This is a genomic window from Rhodococcus sp. RD6.2 (genome assembly GCF_001040705.1).
Classification (GTDB): domain Bacteria; phylum Actinomycetota; class Actinomycetes; order Mycobacteriales; family Mycobacteriaceae; genus Rhodococcus_G.
This window is the reverse complement of the sequence record NZ_CVQP01000009.1, coordinates 220,793-236,239: the sequence shown is the minus strand read 5'-3', so window position 1 is coordinate 236,239 and position 15,447 is coordinate 220,793. Positions and strand designations below refer to the sequence as shown.

The 15,447-nt window shown below is 68.3% G+C and carries 15 protein-coding genes; 6 read left to right on the top strand and 9 right to left on the bottom strand.

What is annotated here, in order from left to right:
* Positions 1 to 91 precede the first annotated feature (91 nt).
* The 3 genes from RHCRD62_RS19930 to RHCRD62_RS19920 are packed head-to-tail and all read right to left on the bottom strand — an operon-like array spanning position 92 to position 2,531.
* Positions 92 to 820, bottom strand: a complete 729-nt coding sequence (locus RHCRD62_RS19930) for a lysophospholipid acyltransferase family protein (RefSeq protein ID WP_050066483.1) — start codon at positions 818 to 820, stop codon at positions 92 to 94.
* Positions 821 to 824: 4 nt separating this feature from the next.
* The gene (gene mshD / locus RHCRD62_RS19925; protein WP_050066482.1) at positions 825 to 1,754 is read right to left on the bottom strand and encodes a mycothiol synthase; all 930 of its coding nucleotides are present in this window, start codon (positions 1,752 to 1,754) and stop codon (positions 825 to 827) included.
* Positions 1,755 to 2,531: a winged helix-turn-helix transcriptional regulator gene (locus RHCRD62_RS19920; RefSeq protein ID WP_050066481.1), complete on the bottom strand. Its 777-nt coding sequence runs from the start codon at positions 2,529 to 2,531 to the stop codon at positions 1,755 to 1,757.
* A gap of 164 nt (positions 2,532 to 2,695) precedes the next feature.
* Here RHCRD62_RS19920 and RHCRD62_RS19915 point away from each other — a divergent pair, with 164 nt between their 5' ends.
* From RHCRD62_RS19915 to RHCRD62_RS19890, 6 genes are all read left to right on the top strand, one after another.
* Positions 2,696 to 3,475: an LmeA family phospholipid-binding protein gene (locus tag RHCRD62_RS19915; protein WP_050066480.1), complete on the top strand. Its 780-nt coding sequence runs from the start codon at positions 2,696 to 2,698 to the stop codon at positions 3,473 to 3,475.
* A complete protein-coding gene (locus tag RHCRD62_RS19910; protein WP_050066479.1) occupies positions 3,472 to 3,951 on the top strand; it encodes a thioredoxin family protein in 480 nt (159 codons plus the stop codon). The genes RHCRD62_RS19915 and RHCRD62_RS19910 overlap by 4 nt, the downstream gene beginning before the upstream one ends.
* A 202-nt stretch (positions 3,952 to 4,153) precedes the next feature.
* Positions 4,154 to 4,654, top strand: a complete 501-nt coding sequence (locus tag RHCRD62_RS19905; protein WP_050066478.1) for a DUF4395 domain-containing protein — start codon at positions 4,154 to 4,156, stop codon at positions 4,652 to 4,654.
* 65 nt (positions 4,655 to 4,719) lie between these two features.
* Entirely contained in the window at positions 4,720 to 5,553 is an 834-nt protein-coding gene (locus tag RHCRD62_RS19900) for a sulfurtransferase (RefSeq protein ID WP_050066477.1), read from the top strand.
* Between the two features lie 5 nt (positions 5,554 to 5,558).
* Positions 5,559 to 5,864, top strand: coding sequence for a DUF1416 domain-containing protein (locus RHCRD62_RS19895; protein ID WP_050066476.1), 306 nt, complete (start codon positions 5,559 to 5,561; stop codon positions 5,862 to 5,864).
* A 236-nt stretch (positions 5,865 to 6,100) separates the two neighbouring features.
* Entirely contained in the window at positions 6,101 to 6,742 is a 642-nt protein-coding gene (locus RHCRD62_RS19890) for a heme-binding beta-barrel domain-containing protein (protein ID WP_253277419.1), read from the top strand.
* A 314-nt stretch (positions 6,743 to 7,056) separates the two neighbouring features.
* On the opposite strand, the gene RHCRD62_RS19885 is transcribed toward RHCRD62_RS19890, so the two are convergent.
* From RHCRD62_RS19885 to RHCRD62_RS19860, 6 genes are all read right to left on the bottom strand, one after another.
* Entirely contained in the window at positions 7,057 to 8,217 is a 1,161-nt protein-coding gene (locus RHCRD62_RS19885; protein WP_253277418.1) for a lipase family protein, read from the bottom strand.
* Positions 8,218 to 8,362: 145 nt separating this feature from the next.
* The gene (gene cydC, locus RHCRD62_RS19880) at positions 8,363 to 10,078 is read right to left on the bottom strand and encodes a thiol reductant ABC exporter subunit CydC (protein ID WP_050066473.1); all 1,716 of its coding nucleotides are present in this window, start codon (positions 10,076 to 10,078) and stop codon (positions 8,363 to 8,365) included.
* Positions 10,075 to 11,763, bottom strand: coding sequence for a thiol reductant ABC exporter subunit CydD (gene cydD, locus RHCRD62_RS19875; protein WP_050066472.1), 1,689 nt, complete (start codon positions 11,761 to 11,763; stop codon positions 10,075 to 10,077). The genes cydC and cydD overlap by 4 nt, the downstream gene beginning before the upstream one ends.
* Positions 11,764 to 12,807, bottom strand: a complete 1,044-nt coding sequence (gene cydB / locus RHCRD62_RS19870) for a cytochrome d ubiquinol oxidase subunit II (RefSeq protein WP_050066471.1) — start codon at positions 12,805 to 12,807, stop codon at positions 11,764 to 11,766. It abuts the gene before it with no gap.
* A 10-nt stretch (positions 12,808 to 12,817) separates the two neighbouring features.
* Positions 12,818 to 14,314 carry a cytochrome ubiquinol oxidase subunit I gene (locus RHCRD62_RS19865; protein WP_050066470.1) on the bottom strand — a complete coding sequence of 499 codons (1,497 nt, stop codon included), beginning with the start codon at positions 14,312 to 14,314 and terminating at the stop codon, positions 12,818 to 12,820.
* A gap of 188 nt (positions 14,315 to 14,502) precedes the next feature.
* Positions 14,503 to 15,375: an aminodeoxychorismate lyase gene (locus tag RHCRD62_RS19860; protein ID WP_050066469.1), complete on the bottom strand. Its 873-nt coding sequence runs from the start codon at positions 15,373 to 15,375 to the stop codon at positions 14,503 to 14,505.
* Positions 15,376 to 15,447: the final 72 nt, after the last annotated feature.

The following is a 15,447-nucleotide window of genomic DNA, read 5'->3' as shown; positions in this document are numbered from 1 at the left end:
AGAGGATGAACGAGAGGTGAACAGGACTATGCGTTTTCAACTACCAGCGCCGCCGCCACCGTGATCGTGGTGAAGATCACGTGGTCGAACGTCAGCCGGCCTTGGATTCGGGCGCGCGGAAGTCGCGGACGGTGTCGGCCGCGGCGGGCACGTTCTTCTTCAGCGACGCCGCGTAGACGTCGACGTACTCCTGACCCGACATCCGCATCAGCTCGTACATGATCTCGTCGGTGACGGTCCGCTCGACCCACCGATTTCCTGCCATGCCCTCGAAGCGGGAGAAGTCCAGCGGCTTGCCGTACTTCACCTGAACTCGGTGCCGACGCCACTTGAACGGCCCGGGCGGGCAGATGACGTCGGTCCCGATCACGGCGACGGGGATGACGGGAATGCCCGTGCTCAACGCGAGCCGCGCGGCACCCGTCTTACCCTTGTACAGGCGACCATCGGGCGAGCGAGTGCCCTCGGGGAACAGGCCTACGAGCTTGCCCTCGTCCAGGAGTCGCGTCGCCGTGTTCAGCGCGGAACTCGCAGCGTCGGCACCACTGCGGTCGATCGGAACCTGACCCGCACCCGCGTAGAACGCCTTCTGCAGGAACCCGCGGAAACCCGGAGTCGTGAAGTACTCGCTCTTCGCGAGGTACGTGATGCGCCGCGGCGACGACAGCGGTGCGAACAACCAGTCCGCGATCGACAGATGATTGCCCACCAGGATCGCCGGACCCGACGTCGGGATGTTCTCCACCCCTTCGACCTTCGGACGGTTGTACAGCCGGATGAACGGCCCGACGAACACGAACTTCAGCAGCCAATAGAACATCTCGCTACCCCTCGTCCCCTGTATGGGCGACGCCCGCATACGCGACGTCCACGTGATACCGCTCGAATGCGAGCCGATAGTAGGTGTGGAGGGCGGCCTCGTTGTCCGCCTCCGTGTACAGCAGTACCGCACCGAGGCCGCGGTCGCGCAGGTAGCGCAATCCGGCGACGGTCAGCAACCGGCCGAGTCCACGACCCTGGGCCGTCGGGGCGACCGCGACGACGTAGACCTCGCCGATCGCGGGCTCCGCGCCGGACTCCGGATGCACCTTCGTCCAGTGGAAGCCGAGCATCTCTCCGGTGTCGGAGTCGACGGCGACGAACAGTCCCGCCGGGTCGAACCACGACTCCGCGACCCGCTCGTCGATTTCGCGTTGGGTCCACGAGCCCTGCTCGGGATGCCAGTCGAACGCCGCCGCGTTGACGCGAAGCAGATCTGCGTCGTCGCTCGGTCCGGCGTAGGCACGGAGCGTGACGCCCTCGGACGTGGGAACCTCCGGCAGCGGAGGCTCTCCCAGCGCTCGGCGCAGTTGGAGCAGTTCTCGCGCGGGGGCGAGTCCGAGCCGGGACGCCACGGCCCGCGCTGCGGGCAGGTCGCCGTGCGCCCACACCCGAGCGTCGCGGCCACCGCACTGCAGCGCCTGCGCCACGAGTTCCCGGCCGATTCCCGCACCCCGGTGCTTCGGATCGACCGCCGCCTCCACCATGGCGGGGTGCCCGTCGTGCGCCGGCTCGACACCGGCATAGCCGACGATGTCGCCATCCGACGTCGCCAGCAGATGCGTGGTGTCGGATCGCCCGCCGAGACGGTGCACCGCCTGCTCGGACACCGGTTCGGTGCCGTCGACCACGGCCGCGCGGGACAGCAGTTCCCGCACCTGCCTTGCCTCGTCTGCGCTCAGGAGGCTGGACCAGTTCGTCGCCGCTTCGACCATCTAGAGGGCCGTGCCGTTCGCCGGCGTCAGCGACGTGTCGTCGGGATTGTCCTCGTCGGCACCGAAGTCGCCCTCGTCGTCGGTGCGGCTCGCCCCCGGTCCCGGCTTGCGGCTCGGCCGTACCGCCTTGTAGCCGACGTTGCGGACGGTACCGATCAGCGCCTCGTACTCGGGGCCGAGCTTGGCGCGGAGTCGTCGCACGTGAACATCGACGGTGCGTGTGCCGCCGAAGAAGTCATAGCCCCACACCTCCTGCAGCAGCTGGGCCCGCGTGAACACCCGCCCCGCGTGCTGCGCGAGGTACTTGAGCAGCTCGAATTCCTTGTAAGTCAGATCGAGGGGACGTCCACGCAGGCGCGCGGTGTACGTCCCCTCGTCGATGACCAGTTCGCCGAGCGTGATCTTGCCGCTCGATTCCGGAGCTGCGGCGCCACCGTTGCGCCCCACCAGCAGACGAAGACGCGCATCGAGCTCCGCCGGCCCGGTACCGGGCAGCAGGATGTCGTCGAGGCCCCAGTCCGAATTGACTGCGACGAGTCCGCCCTCGGTGAGAACCGCGACGACGGGAATCGCGGACCCGGTGCTGCCGAGCAGCCGACACAGGCCACGTGCCGCCGCGAGATCGGTACGGGCATCCACGAGTGCGACGTCGGCCGAACCGGCGTCGAGCAGCGATGACACTTCCGTTGGTGCCGGCCGAACTGTGTGCGCTAGCAGCGCAAGGGAAGGTAGGACCGATTCCGGATTCGGATCGGAGGTCAGCAGGAGCAGCTCCACACAGGCCTCCCCTTCTTGCCGTTCAGGTGCCTGAGCACAGCCGACAACGATGCCAAGTACGGAGTACAGACTAGCCTGCCACCCCCCGGTACCGGCGACGCGAGGCCTGTGGTTCAGACCGCGACGCCTGCGGGTCCGCAGTCTGCGTCCGTCACAATGGTCGAGTGCGCAAACTGATACTCACCGTGGTGTGCCTGATCGCGGCGGCCGTAATCGTCGACTTCGGCGCCGCCGCGTACTCGGAGTACCGGGTGTCGCGGAGCCTGAGAGAGGGAGCGGGCCTCGACGCCGATCCGTCGGTGACGATCACCGGATTCCCGTTCCTCACCCAGGCCGCCGCCGGCCGCTACAAGCACATCGAGATCCGCGCGACGGGCGTCCCGAGCACGGAACTCGGTGACGTGTCCGTCGAGGCCGACCTGCACGGCGTCGAGGTGTCCGCATCGGATCTGATGGCGGGCGACGTCCAGACGATTCCGGTGGAACGACTCGACGGCCGCGTGAAGATCGAAGCGACGAGTCTCGGCGCGTACCTCGGCATTCCGGACCTCGAGGTCTCCGCTCCGCCCGCCGACCCGTCGGACGGGACCGGAGGATCCGGCGGATCCGGGATGAGCACGGGCGGTGGCATCGTCCTCACGGGCACCGTCCCGGTCGGCCCGGTGCAGGCCACGGTCAGCGTGACCGCCAACCTCGCTCTCGACGGTGACAACGTCACCATCGTCGCGACGGATCTGTACTTCGGGCCCGAGGGCAACGCCAACTTCACCGTTCCCGCGCCGCTCAAGCCCGCGGTGCTGGGACTGTTCAGCAGGCAGGTCGACGTCGACCAGCTGCCGTTCGGTGTTCGCCCGACGAAGGTGTACGCGCAGGGGTCGCAGGTGGCGATCGAGGGTTCCGGCGAGAACGTGGTGATCAACATCGACGAGATGACCACGCCGTGACGGGGCTGGTCGTGCTGCTGGTGGTGCTGGTGGCGACGCTCGGGGTCGCGATGCTGATCAAGGCACGTTCGGGGACGGTGCGCGCCACCGATACCGGCGGGCCGACACCCGACGCCCGCGCGGCGTTGCTGCGCGAGGTGGGCGTCCCGGGCGCGGGGCCGACGATCCTGCACTTCTCGGCGGACTGGTGCGGTCCGTGTGCGGCGGTGCGGCGCGTGGTCGGCAACACCGTTGCGGCCCTCGACGAGCGGCTGGACGCGGGCGCGGCCCGTCCCGTCGACCTCGAGCTCGACATCGACGAGAACCCGGTACTGGCACGCGAACTCGGCGTACTGTCCCTTCCGACGACCTTCATCTTCGACCGTGACGGCGAGCAACGGTTCCGGGTCTCGGGTGTGCCGACCGTGTCGGACCTCGAATCGGCCCTGGTGCCGCTCTGCCGACCTGAGGATTCACTTCCCGACGAAAACCGGTAAGCTCGCCGACGTGCACACCGCCACCGAGCTGCTGCTCACCCGACGCCGCGCAGTTGATCTGTGCCGCCTCGGCGGTTGTTGCTGTCCCTGCTGCTGATCATCACGCCTCTTCGGTTGGCGCCTCCCGCGCGCCCCACGTGACAGATCCCCCATGCCCCGCCAGTCACATCTGTGCACGGCACTCGAGCAGGAGCACTACGCAATGCCCACGAACACCACCCATGTCACTCCACCCGTGACCGTCGTCCACACGGCCGATCAGGTCGACGTCCGTGGACCTCGATTCGCGGCATGGATCACCACCGTCGTGCTGGTGGCCGTACTGATCGTGTCCGCTTTCTCGGCCGTCGCGGCGGCCCTGCTCCTCGCCGCGCAGGCGGTCGTGTTCGCGATCGGAGCGGTCGTCGGCCCGCGTCGCAGTCCCTACGGCCAGATCTTCGCGACAGTGGTCGCGCCCCGACTCGACCCGGTGTCCGAACGGGAGCCGGTGGCACCGCTGAAGTTCGCACAACTCGTCGGCGGCGTCTTCGCCACCGTCGGTGTCGTCGGATTCCTCGCGGGACTGCCCCTGCTCGGCACGGTCGCGACCGGCTTCGCCCTGTTCGCGGCCCTTCTCAACGCCGCCGTCGGCTTCTGCCTCGGCTGCCAGATCTATCCGCTCGTGGCCCGCTTCCGCAGGTCGAACCCGATCGCATCGGCATAGCCGCCAGGACCGGGCCGCAGTACCCACTCATCAGCACCACGCAAGTCAGTACCGAAAGGAAACCCATGGCACGCTCCGACGTCCTGGTCTCTGTCGACTGGGCCGAGCAGAACCTCAATGCGCCGAAGACGGTGTTCATCGAGGTCGACGAAGACACCTCGGCCTACGAAGGTGGCCACATCGAGGGCGCCATCCGCCTCGACTGGCGCAAGGACCTCCAGGACGGCGTCCGTCGCGACTTCCTCGACCGTGAGAAGTTCTCGGCGCTGCTCTCCGCGAAGGGTGTCGCCAACGACGACACCGTGATCCTGTACGGCGGAAACAACAACTGGTTCGCCGCCTACGCGTACTGGTACTTCAAGATCTACGGCCACAAGGACGTCCGGCTCATCGACGGTGGCCGCAAGAAGTGGGAGCTCGACGGCCGCGAGCTCTCGCGCGATGTGGTCGTCCGCCCCGTCACCGAGTACAAGGCCGAGGAGGCCGACACCTCGATCCGCGCGTTCCGCGACGAGGTCATCAACGCCATCGGTTCTAAGAACCTGGTCGACGTCCGCTCCCCCGACGAGTTCGCCGGCAAGATCCTCGCCCCGGCGCACCTGCCGCAGGAGCAGGCGCAGCAGCGTGGCCACGTCCCCGGAGCCATCAACATTCCGTGGTCGACCACCGCGAACGAGGACGGCACCTTCAAGTCCGACTCGGACCTCGAGACCCTGTACGCGAACAAGGGGTTCGACGACAGCCGCGAGACCATCGCGTACTGCCGGATCGGCGAGCGCTCGAGCCACACGTGGTTCGTGCTGCAGGAGATCCTCGGCAAGAAGAACGTCAAGAACTACGACGGCAGCTGGGTCGAGTACGGCTCACTCGTCGGTGCACCGATCGAACTGGGAGCGTAATAGTCATGTGTGGAGCACCCGTCCAGGGACAGACCCTGCCCGCCGGCGTGGACGCGTCGAAGGAAACCGTCATCACCGGTCGCGTGCTGGCCGCTGACGGCCAGCCGGTCGGCGGTGCGTTCGTTCGCCTGCTCGACGGCACCGGCGAGTTCACCGCCGAGGTCGTGGCGTCCGGCACCGGCGACTTCCGGTTCTTCGCGGCCCCCGGCACGTGGACCGTTCGCGCCCTGTCGAGCACCGGCAACGGCGACAGCACCATCAGCCCCGAAGCCAACGGCATCCACAACGTGGACATCACCGTCAGCAAGTAGTTCGGGCAACGAAAGCGACCCCGCACCGATCGGTGCGGGGTCGCTTTCGTTCAGCGGCGCCCGGCGGTCTAAACTGTCCCCGTGGTCATCTTCTTCGAGGTGCTGCTGGTTCTCGCAGCCGTTCTCATCACCTGGTTCTCGCTGTACGTCGTGTACCGACTGGTCACCGACAAGCCGTGAGCTCGACCGGCGACAACGAGCCGCTCGACGCCGGAAACGACGCGTCGGCTCCGTCCATCAAGCGTGGCAGCGGCGACAAGGCCCTGGCCGACGCCGCCGAGCGCTCCAAGGACACTGCCGGGCTGAACATCCCCGTACTGCCCGGACTTCCCCTGCCCGAGGACACCGCGAACCTGCGCCTCGGTCCGGACATCCATCCGGAGCTGCTGGCCCTGCTGCCGCTGGTCGGCGTGTGGCGCGGCGAGGGCGAGGGAAACAACCCCGACTCCGGCGACTACCGCTTCGGTCAGCAGATCGTCGTCTCGCACGACGGCGGCAACTACCTGCACTGGGAGTCCCAGTCGTGGGTTCTCGACGCCGACGGCAACTACGTCCGTCCCGACCTGCGTGAGAGCGGCTACTGGCGGGTCGGCGGCGACGGCATCCCCGGCAGCGTCGACGAGGAGACCATCGAACTGCTCCTGACGCACTCGTCCGGCGTCGTCGAACTGTATTACGGCACGGCCCTCACCCAATCGAGCTGGGAACTCGCCACCGACGTGGTGATCCGCAGCAAGCACGGTGCGCTCGTCGGCGGCGCGAAGCGCCTGTACGGCATCGTCGAGGGCGGCGACCTCGCGTACGTCGAGGAACGCGTCCTCGCAGACGGCGAACTGAAGCCCCACATCTCGGCGCGACTGTCCCGCTACATCGGCTAGGTGCGCCTCGCGCGTACATCGGCTCGTGCACCTCGCGCGTACATCGGTAGGTGCGCTGCGCGCAGAACGACCCCCGAGCCGGACGTTGACGTCCTGATCCCGGTCGGACTTGGCCGGGAGACTCGGGGGCCGGGTGGCTGCTGGGATTCGCCGGCCGCGGAGGCGGTTGGTGAAACCCTTCAGCATCGTTGGCTAGCGGACAGCCACCTCACGCGTCCTGTAGTTCTTCAACTTCAGACCACCTCCTTCCTCGTGTAAGGCCGAAAGTACGCCCGTCCCGCGATGTCGGCAACGGATTATTCGGAGCGTGGAACTCAGCAGGTCGAAGGCGCGGGCACGCCGCGGAATCGGGCATCGAGCCAGTCGAGGGCCTGCGGCAGTCCGAGCACCGCCGCGGACAGGTGGTCGGGGCTCGGCGTGAGAAGCGTCTGTACCGGAATGCCTGCATCGCAGTACCGACGGACGGTGTTGTCGATGGCGTCGACGGGAACAAGGGCGTCCGTGGGACTGTGCCATTCGAAGATGGGGACGGACGGAACACCGGGATACAGCTCGAGACTGTTCTCCTCCATCACCTGCCACGCCGACGGGTCGTCCATGAAGTTGACGTTGTCGGTGACCTGCGCAGCTGAACGGCCTACGCCCCAGAACATGATCTCGTTGGTGCAGCCGTCCCGGATCATCGACTGGAGCCAGCGCCCGTTGTCGTTCAGTTGCGCCGTCACGTTCATCCGCTCCGGGTACTCGCGCTCGAGGCCGAGCGCGGCCGCCATGGCGAGACCGAACGCGGGATGCGGATTCGTCCCGAGCGTCGACGCCATCTTCACCATGTTCATCGGCGCGCCGCCCTCGGCGGCGCCGACGATGTCCAGCTCGGGCGCATAGGTCGGCGCGAGCGCGGCAGCCCACGACGTCGCCATGCCGCCGCCGGAGTAGCCGCCCATCCCGACCGGGCTGTTCACCACCCGCAGTTCGGGCACCCGCTTGACCGCCCGGATGCCGTCGAGAGTGATCTGACCGCCGAGTTTCGCTGCACCGTAAGCCATTCGGGGACCGAGGTGATCCGGCAACGCAACCGCCCATCCCCGCGCCAGTGCAATGTTCAGCCCCGGCGCCTCGCGAATCTGGGTGAGCGGGTCCGTCGTGTACAGCTCTGTCGCAATCTTGCACTTGTGCCCGAGCGCATTGATGATGTGCTGGTACGACACGAGCGGGCTGTCGGGAACGAAGTTGGGCGGTATCAGCAGGGTGGTGTTTGCCGCGATCGGCTTGCCCTCGGAATCCGTTGTCCGGAAGAGCAGTTCCCACACCTCGCTGCCCGGAAAGTACAGATTGGGCGGCATGTGCCGGATCTTGAGGACGTCGCCGGGCTGATGCGCGGCGACCAGGTCGGCGGGTGCGCCGAAGAACGGGTCCGGATCGGCCACGGGGTAGATGGGCAGGGCAGAGGCGGACGGTCCGACCGTGGACACCATCAGTGCCGTTGCGAGTCCCACGATCGGTAAGGCGACCAGTCGACGAATCAACGCTCCCATGAACAACTCCCAGAGTCGTATGGACGTGTGACCGAACACTACGACCGAGCACTATGCCAGTTGCGCACGCACCCCGCAGCGTTCGTTACCGCAACGCGTCCGTGTCGCCCGACCTGTCGTGTCCACGGTCGGACGATCGGTCGATCGTGACGATCCGGTCTGCGCGGAGGGATTCGGGCAGGTGGTGCGTCACCACCACGACGGTGCGGTCGACGTCGACGAGCGCGCCGCCGCGGTCCAGGAGCGCGTGCAGGACGCGGGCCGCCGCATCGGCGTCGAGATGTTCGGTGGGTTCGTCGAGGAGCAGGACCCGTGCAGGCGACACCAGCGCGCGGGCGAGCAGGATGCGACGGCGTTGACCACCGGAGACGGACCGACCGCCCGCGTCGAGGGTGGTGTGGACGCCGTCCGGCAGTGAGCGCACCCAGTCGCCGAGGCCGACCTGCTCGAGCGCCGCGACGGCCTCCTCGTCGGTGAGACCGCCGTGAGCCACGCGCAGGTTCTCGAGCAGTGACGTGTCGAACAGGTGCGCGTCCTCGGCGAAGAAGCCGACCTTCCGGCGCAGCTGGTCGGCGTCGATCTCACGGAGCGGCGTGCCGTCGATGTCGACCGTGCCCTCGATCGGCGGCAGCAGCCCGGCGAGCGTCATCAGCAGGGTCGTCTTGCCCGCGCCGGACGGCCCGACGACGGCGGTGCGCGATCCCGGCCGAAGATCCAGGTCGACCGGGCTGCCGGGAGCCGGGGTGCCCGGCCATCCCGTGCGCAGCCCGGACGCCGTCAGGTGGACGGGCTCCGGAACGGGGTCGGCCCCGCCCGACTGCGGTGTGCCCGACCGGTCGAGCAGTTCCATGATGCGGGCGGACGCGAGCCGGCCGCGCGTCAGTGCGATCGCCGCCGCGGGCAGCGCCGACGTCGCCTCGAACGCGGACAGCGGCAGCAGGACGAGGATCCCGAGCGCCATCGGCGTCATCGCACCGGCGGTCCCACCGTCCGGTCCGTACAGGGTGATACCGATGAGCAACGCTCCGAGGACGCTCGCCCCGATGGCGAGGGGCGTCGCTGCGTCCGCGAACGCGGCCGGAACGGCGGCGCGGTCGGTTGCGCGGATCACGTCCCGGTCGTGGCGGTCGGCGCGCTGCACCATCTCGTCGAGTCGACCTGCGACGCGCAGTTCGGCGGCGTGGTCGAGCGCGAGGACAGCGGTTTCGGAGTATCGGGCCGCCGCCTCGGCGCCCGCCGCCTCGGCCAGGCGAGCGGACCTGGCCGCCAGCGCGGGCGCGAGGACGCCGGAGACGGCGAGCGCGACCGCGAGGACCAGCGCCGCGGCGGGCGAGATCAACGCGAGGCCGACGACGGCCGTCAGCGCCATCACTACGGCGACGGCCATCGGGACCAGCGCCCGGATCACGACGTCACCGAGCGCGTCGACGTCCGCACCCGTGCGGGCGAGGAGGTCGCCGCGGCGCAACCCCGCGGGCGCGGCCGGATCGCCGGTGGCGAGCCTGCGATACAGGTTCTCCCTGGCCGAGACCGTGCCGCGAAGTGCGGCGTCGTGGGTGGCGAGACGCTCCAGATAGCGGAACAGGCCGCGGGAGATGCCGAGGGCACGAACGGCGACGACGGCGACGGTCAGGTCGAGCACCGGGGGCATCTGCCAGGCGCGCGTGATGAGCCACGCGGACAGCGCCGCCAACGCGAGCGCACTGCCGAGCGTCGCGACGCCCGCGAGGACGGCGTACAGGACGCGGCGCGGATCGAGGTCGAGGAGCGCCAGTGCGCGGCGCAGCGGGTCGCGGCTCACACCGTCACCTCCGCGGCGACGGTGACGACGCTGTCGGCGGCGGCGAGCACCGACGCGCGGTGCCCGACGAGGAGCACGGCCGGACCCGACGCGGCGAGCGTGCGGATCGCCGCGAGGACCCGTGCCTCGGACGCGGCGTCGAGGTGTGCGGTCGGCTCGTCGAGCAGGACCACGGATGCGTCGGTGAGCAGCACTCGGGTCAGGGCGAGCCGCTGCCGCTGCCCGAGCGACAGGCCGAGGCCACCCGCGCCGACGACGGTGTCCCAGCCGTCCGGGACGTCGCGCAGCACCTCGTCGAATCCCGTTGCGCGGCACGCGGCATCGAGCTCGTTCGGGTCGGCGTCGACGGGTCCGGTGAGTTCGAGGTTCTCGCGCAGCGTGCCGGGGACGAGGACCGGATGCTGAGGGAGCCACGCGACCGTCTTCCACCACGCCGCCGGGTCCAGGTCCCGCACGTCGGTGTCCCCCATCACCACCATCCCCTCGTCCGGATCGGCCAGTGCGAGGATCGCCTGCAGCGCGGACGACTTCCCGACCCCGTTGGGTCCGGTCAGACCGGTCACCCGACGCGGCTCCAATGCGAGATCGAGACCTCGTGGGGCCCAGCCCGATCGGCTGCGCATCCCGAGTCCGCGGACGGTGACCGTCCCGTCCGGTACGGCGGCGCTGCCGCGCCGGACCGCGTCACCACGATCGTCCAACACGCCGAACGCCTTGTCCGCAGCGGCCATTCCGTCCTCCGCGGCGTGGAACTGCGCACCGACGGCACGCAGCGGGAAGTACACCTCCGGTGCCAGCACCAGCGCGATCACGCCGGCCTGCAACGGCATCTCGCCGAACACCAGACGCAGACCGATGCTGACGGCGATCAACGCGACCGACAGCGTCGCGAGGAGTTCGAGCACCATCGACGACAGGAACGCGATGCGGAGCGAGGCCATCGTCGTGCGGCGATGATCGTCGCCGAGTTTCCGGACCCGATCCTGCGGGCCACTTTCCCGGCCCAGTGCGCGCAGCGTCGGCAGGCCCGCGATCAGGTCGAGCAACTGGGCGGAGAGCGCAGTCATGGTGCGCAGCGACGCGGCCGCCTTCCCGCGGGTCAGCAGACCGATCAGGATCATGAAGATCGGAATCAGCGGCAGGGTGATGACCACGATCACCGCCGACGTCAGGTCGGTCAGCACGATGACCAGCAGTGTCAGCGGCGTGACGGTCACCGCCAGGAGCAGCGCGGGCAGGTAGCCAGTGAGATACGCCCGCAGACCCTCGATTCCCCGCGTCAGAACGGTGGCCGTCTCGTCGCGTCGGGGGTCGAGGTCGCGGGGCGTCATCTCGGTCGCCGCCCCGAGCACCTCGGCGCGCAGTTCACCGATCACGCGCGACGCGGACCGGTGGGCGTACCTCGAGTGCACCCAGGTCGCCCCCACGCGTACCGCGACCGCGGTGGCGAGAACCGTGAGCTCACCGGACCAGTGTCCGATGGTGCGGGAGTCGGATTCGGTGATCACCCCGGCGAGGACGGTGCCGATCATGATCGCGGAGACGATGACGGCGGCCGCGACCACCAGCGACAACGTCACCGTGAGCAGCAGGTAGCCACGCGCGGACCGCGAGTACCGCCACAGCCGGGGATCTACCGGGCCGCGCCTGCTGCGGGCAGACGCGGCCGGGGTGTCGGTCTCCATTCAGCTGGTCTTGATCGGCAGCCCGATCGACGGCGGAATGTGCTTGGTGGAGATCCGCTGCCGGAACACCCAGTACGTCCAGCCCTGGTAGAGCAGCACGACCGGGGTCACGATCACCGCCGCCCAGGTCATCACCTTCAGGGTGTACGGACTCGACGACGCATTGTGGATGGTCAGGCTGTAGGCATCGTTGATCGTCGACGGCATCACGTTCGGGTAGAGGCACGCGAACAGCAGGACCACCGCCCCGACCACGGCGACCGTGGTGAGTACGAACGCCCACCCTTCCCGTGCGACCGCGGTCAGCGCGACGACGCCGAGCAGAGCGGCCGCCGCGATGCCGACGAGGATCCAGGTCCAGCCCTTGCCGTAGGCGAGCTGGGTCCATAGCACGAACGCGCCCGCGACGACGACGGTCGGGATCGACAGCCGGGAGGCAAGCTTCACGGCGTCCTCGTGCACCTCGTCGGAGGTCTTGAGCGCGATGAAGACGGCACCGTGCAGCGCGAACACGATGGCGGTGGTGGCGCCGCCGAGCAGTGCGTACGGGTTCAGCAGGTCGAAGAACCCGGACACCACCTGACGGTTCTCGTCGATCGCGACGCCGCGGACGATGTTCGCGAACGCGACACCCCACAGGATCGCAGGCACCCAGGAGCCGAGGATGATCCCCCAGTCCCACCTGGACCTCCACGTCGCATCGTCGATCTTGCCGCGGTACTCGATCGCGCAGACGCGGACGATCAGGGCCACGAGGATCAGCAGCAGCGGCAGGTAGAAGCCGGAGAACAGCGTTGCGTACCACTCGGGGAAGGCCGCGAACATCGCGCCGCCCGCGGTGAGGAGCCACACCTCGTTGCCGTCCCAGACGGGTCCGATGGTGTTGAGCACGACGCGACGCCGGGTGTCGTTGTCTGCGGATCCGTTCTTGCTGCGGCCGAGCACCGGCATCAGCATGCCGACACCGAAGTCGAAGCCTTCCAGGACGAAGTACCCGGTGAACAGAACCGCGATGAGGATGAACCAGAGTTCCTGAAGTCCCATGTCGCCTCTCCTAGTACGCGAACGACAGCTGCTCGGGCTTGCCGGTGTCGTCCGGCTCGTCGGGCTTGTCGCCCGGCGGGTGCGCGTCGTGCGGGAGCGGTCCCTCGATCGTGTAGCGCCGGATGAGCCAGAACCAGACGACGCCGAGCGCCGCGTAGAGCAGGGTGAACACGATCAGCGACGTCCAGACGGTGACCACCGAATGGTTGGACACGCCCTGGTCCACGGTGAGCCGGATCATGTCCACGCCAGTCGGATTCGGGTGCACGACCCACGGCTGGCGGCCCATCTCGGTGAAGATCCAGCCGGCACTGTTCGCGAGGAACGGAGTCGGGATCGCGATCAGGCTCAGCCAGGAGTACCACTTCTGGTCGGGGACGCGTCCGCCTCGGGTGACCCAGAGCCCGACGACGGCCAGCAGGGCCGAACCGGCGGCCAAGCCGATCATGGCGCGGAACGACCAGTAGGTCACGAAGAGGTTGGGCCGGTAGTTGCCGGGCCCGAACTGCTCCGAGTACTGCACCTGCAGGTCCTCGACACCCTGCAGGGTCACACCCGAGAAACTGCCTTCCGCAAGGTAGGACAGGATTCCCGGCACCTCGAGGACGCGGGTGACGCTGTCGCAGTTGTTCTGGGTACCGATCGTGAGGATCGAGAAGTCGGGGTCGGTTTCGGTGTGGCACAACGATTCCGCGGACGCCATCTTCATCGGCTGCTGTTCGAACATGAGCTTGGCCTGGATGTCGCCGGTCACGATGAGTCCGACGCCGGAGATGATCATCACCCACAGGCCGAGTCTGGCGGCGGGCCGGAACATGGTGCGGGCCTCTGTCTCCATCCGCTCCGCCTCGACGGGCTCGGCAGCCTTGGCGCGGCGCATGTTCCGGACCATCCACCAGCCGGCGATACCCGCGACGAAGGTGGCCGCGGTGAGCAGCGCACCCGCGATGACGTGCGGGAAAGCGGCGAGCGCAGTGTTGTTCGTGAGCAAGGTCCATATGCTGGTCAGCTCGGCACGGCCGGTTTCCTCGTTGTAGACGGCACCGACCGGGTGCTGCATGAACGAGTTGGCCGAGATGATGAAGAACGCAGAGGCGTTGACGCCGATCGCGACCAGCCAGATGGTGGCGAGGTGAACGAGTTTCGGGAGCCTGCCCCATCCGAAGATCCACAGGCCGAGGAAGGTGGATTCGAGGAAGAAGGCGACGAGCCCCTCGAGCGCGAGTGGTGCACCGAACACATCGCCGACGAAGCGGGAGTACTCGCTCCAGTTCATGCCGAACTGGAACTCCTGCACGATGCCCGTCGCCACGCCTAGGGCGAAGTTGATCAGGAACAACTTCCCGAAGAACTTGGTGAGCCGGTACCAGTGGTCCTTCTTCGTGACCACCCACATCGTCTGCATGATCGCGATCAGCGGTGCGAGACCGATGGTCAGCGGGACGAGAATGAAGTGGTAGACCGTCGTGATTCCGAATTGCCAGCGCGACACATCGAGTGCGTCCATGTCATCTCCCGGTCCGGGCCCGTGGGGCAGGCTTACCGGAACTGCAGGTGTGGGCTGACACATGCAGTCCGTTCAAAAGGTAACCCCCGCAGCACGAAACCGCAGGCCTTCGTCTACTACGAACAGTAGTAAAGAAGTTCCCAAGCGCCTACCCGTGACACGCAACCGTGCGGGGCATCACATTTCAGTCACGCGGCGTCTTCCTCGACTCCGACCGTTCCGACTGCGAGATCCACCAGCTCGGACAACTCGTCGGCGATCGCAGGCACCGGCAGAACCAACCCGTCGAGCGTGTGAACCCGCGCAGCCAGAGTAACGCTGGACAGCAGCCAAATACCGTCCGCGGCAATCAGATCCACCGGACGCAGCGCGGCCATCTCGCATCGGAACCGATGCGCGCCCGCCACCTCGAACAGCGCCTGCTGCGTCGTGCCGGGGAGGATGCCGTGCTCGACCGGAGGAGTGATCAGGGTGCGACCGCGCGCGATCAGCACCGTCGACCGCGGCCCCTCGAGCACCCGGCCCTCACTGCTGGTGAAGATCACGTCGTCGAAATCCCGGGCCTGCGCGTACCGCAGCGCCGCCATGTTCGTCGCGTACGAGAGCGTCTTGGCGCCGAGCAGCAACCACGGCGCCTTCTCGACGACATCCACTGAGAACCCGCGGTCGAGCGTGCACACCGACACCCCGTCGCGGCGGGCGACGGCGACCCGATCCGCGACCGGGCCGACCGAGACGTACGCGGTCGGCCCGCCACCCGACTCGCGGCCCCGGCTGAGCACCAACCGCATCGCACCCTCCCGCTCGGCGCCCCATTCGCCGAGCGCGATCGCGATCGCCGACCGCCAGGCAGCGAGGTCGGGACGCGGCAGATCCAGCATCGACGCGGAGTTCGCGAACCGGGACAGGTGTCGTTCGACCACGCACGCCGCGCCGTCGCGGACGAGGATCGTCTCGAAGATGCCGTCCCCCCGCACCGCGGCCAGGTCATCGGCACGCAGCAGCGGAGCGTCCGCGTCCCGCACCGCGCCGTCCAAGGTCACCAGCACCTGATCAGCCATGCCCCCACACTACGACGGGCCGCCCCACCCGCCCCGCGGCGGCGACGCGGCAGCACACCCACCCGGCCGTCA

Coding starts and splice junctions, on each gene's coding strand:
- RHCRD62_RS19900 (WP_050066477.1), top strand. CDS start 4,720: ATGGCACGCTCCGACGTCCTGGTCTCTGTCGACTGGGCCGAGCAGAAC.
- cydB (WP_050066471.1), bottom strand. CDS start 12,807: ATGGGACTTCAGGAACTCTGGTTCATCCTCATCGCGGTTCTGTTCACC.
- RHCRD62_RS19885 (WP_253277418.1), bottom strand. CDS start 8,217: ATGGTGTCCACGGTCGGACCGTCCGCCTCTGCCCTGCCCATCTACCCC.
- cydD (WP_050066472.1), bottom strand. CDS start 11,763: ATGGAGACCGACACCCCGGCCGCGTCTGCCCGCAGCAGGCGCGGCCCG.
- RHCRD62_RS19865 (WP_050066470.1), bottom strand. CDS start 14,314: ATGGACGCACTCGATGTGTCGCGCTGGCAATTCGGAATCACGACGGTC.
- RHCRD62_RS19860 (WP_050066469.1), bottom strand. CDS start 15,375: ATGGCTGATCAGGTGCTGGTGACCTTGGACGGCGCGGTGCGGGACGCG.
- RHCRD62_RS19895 (WP_050066476.1), top strand. CDS start 5,559: ATGTGTGGAGCACCCGTCCAGGGACAGACCCTGCCCGCCGGCGTGGAC.
- mshD (WP_050066482.1), bottom strand. CDS start 1,754: ATGGTCGAAGCGGCGACGAACTGGTCCAGCCTCCTGAGCGCAGACGAG.
- RHCRD62_RS19905 (WP_050066478.1), top strand. CDS start 4,154: ATGCCCACGAACACCACCCATGTCACTCCACCCGTGACCGTCGTCCAC.
- RHCRD62_RS19930 (WP_050066483.1), bottom strand. CDS start 820: ATGTTCTATTGGCTGCTGAAGTTCGTGTTCGTCGGGCCGTTCATCCGG.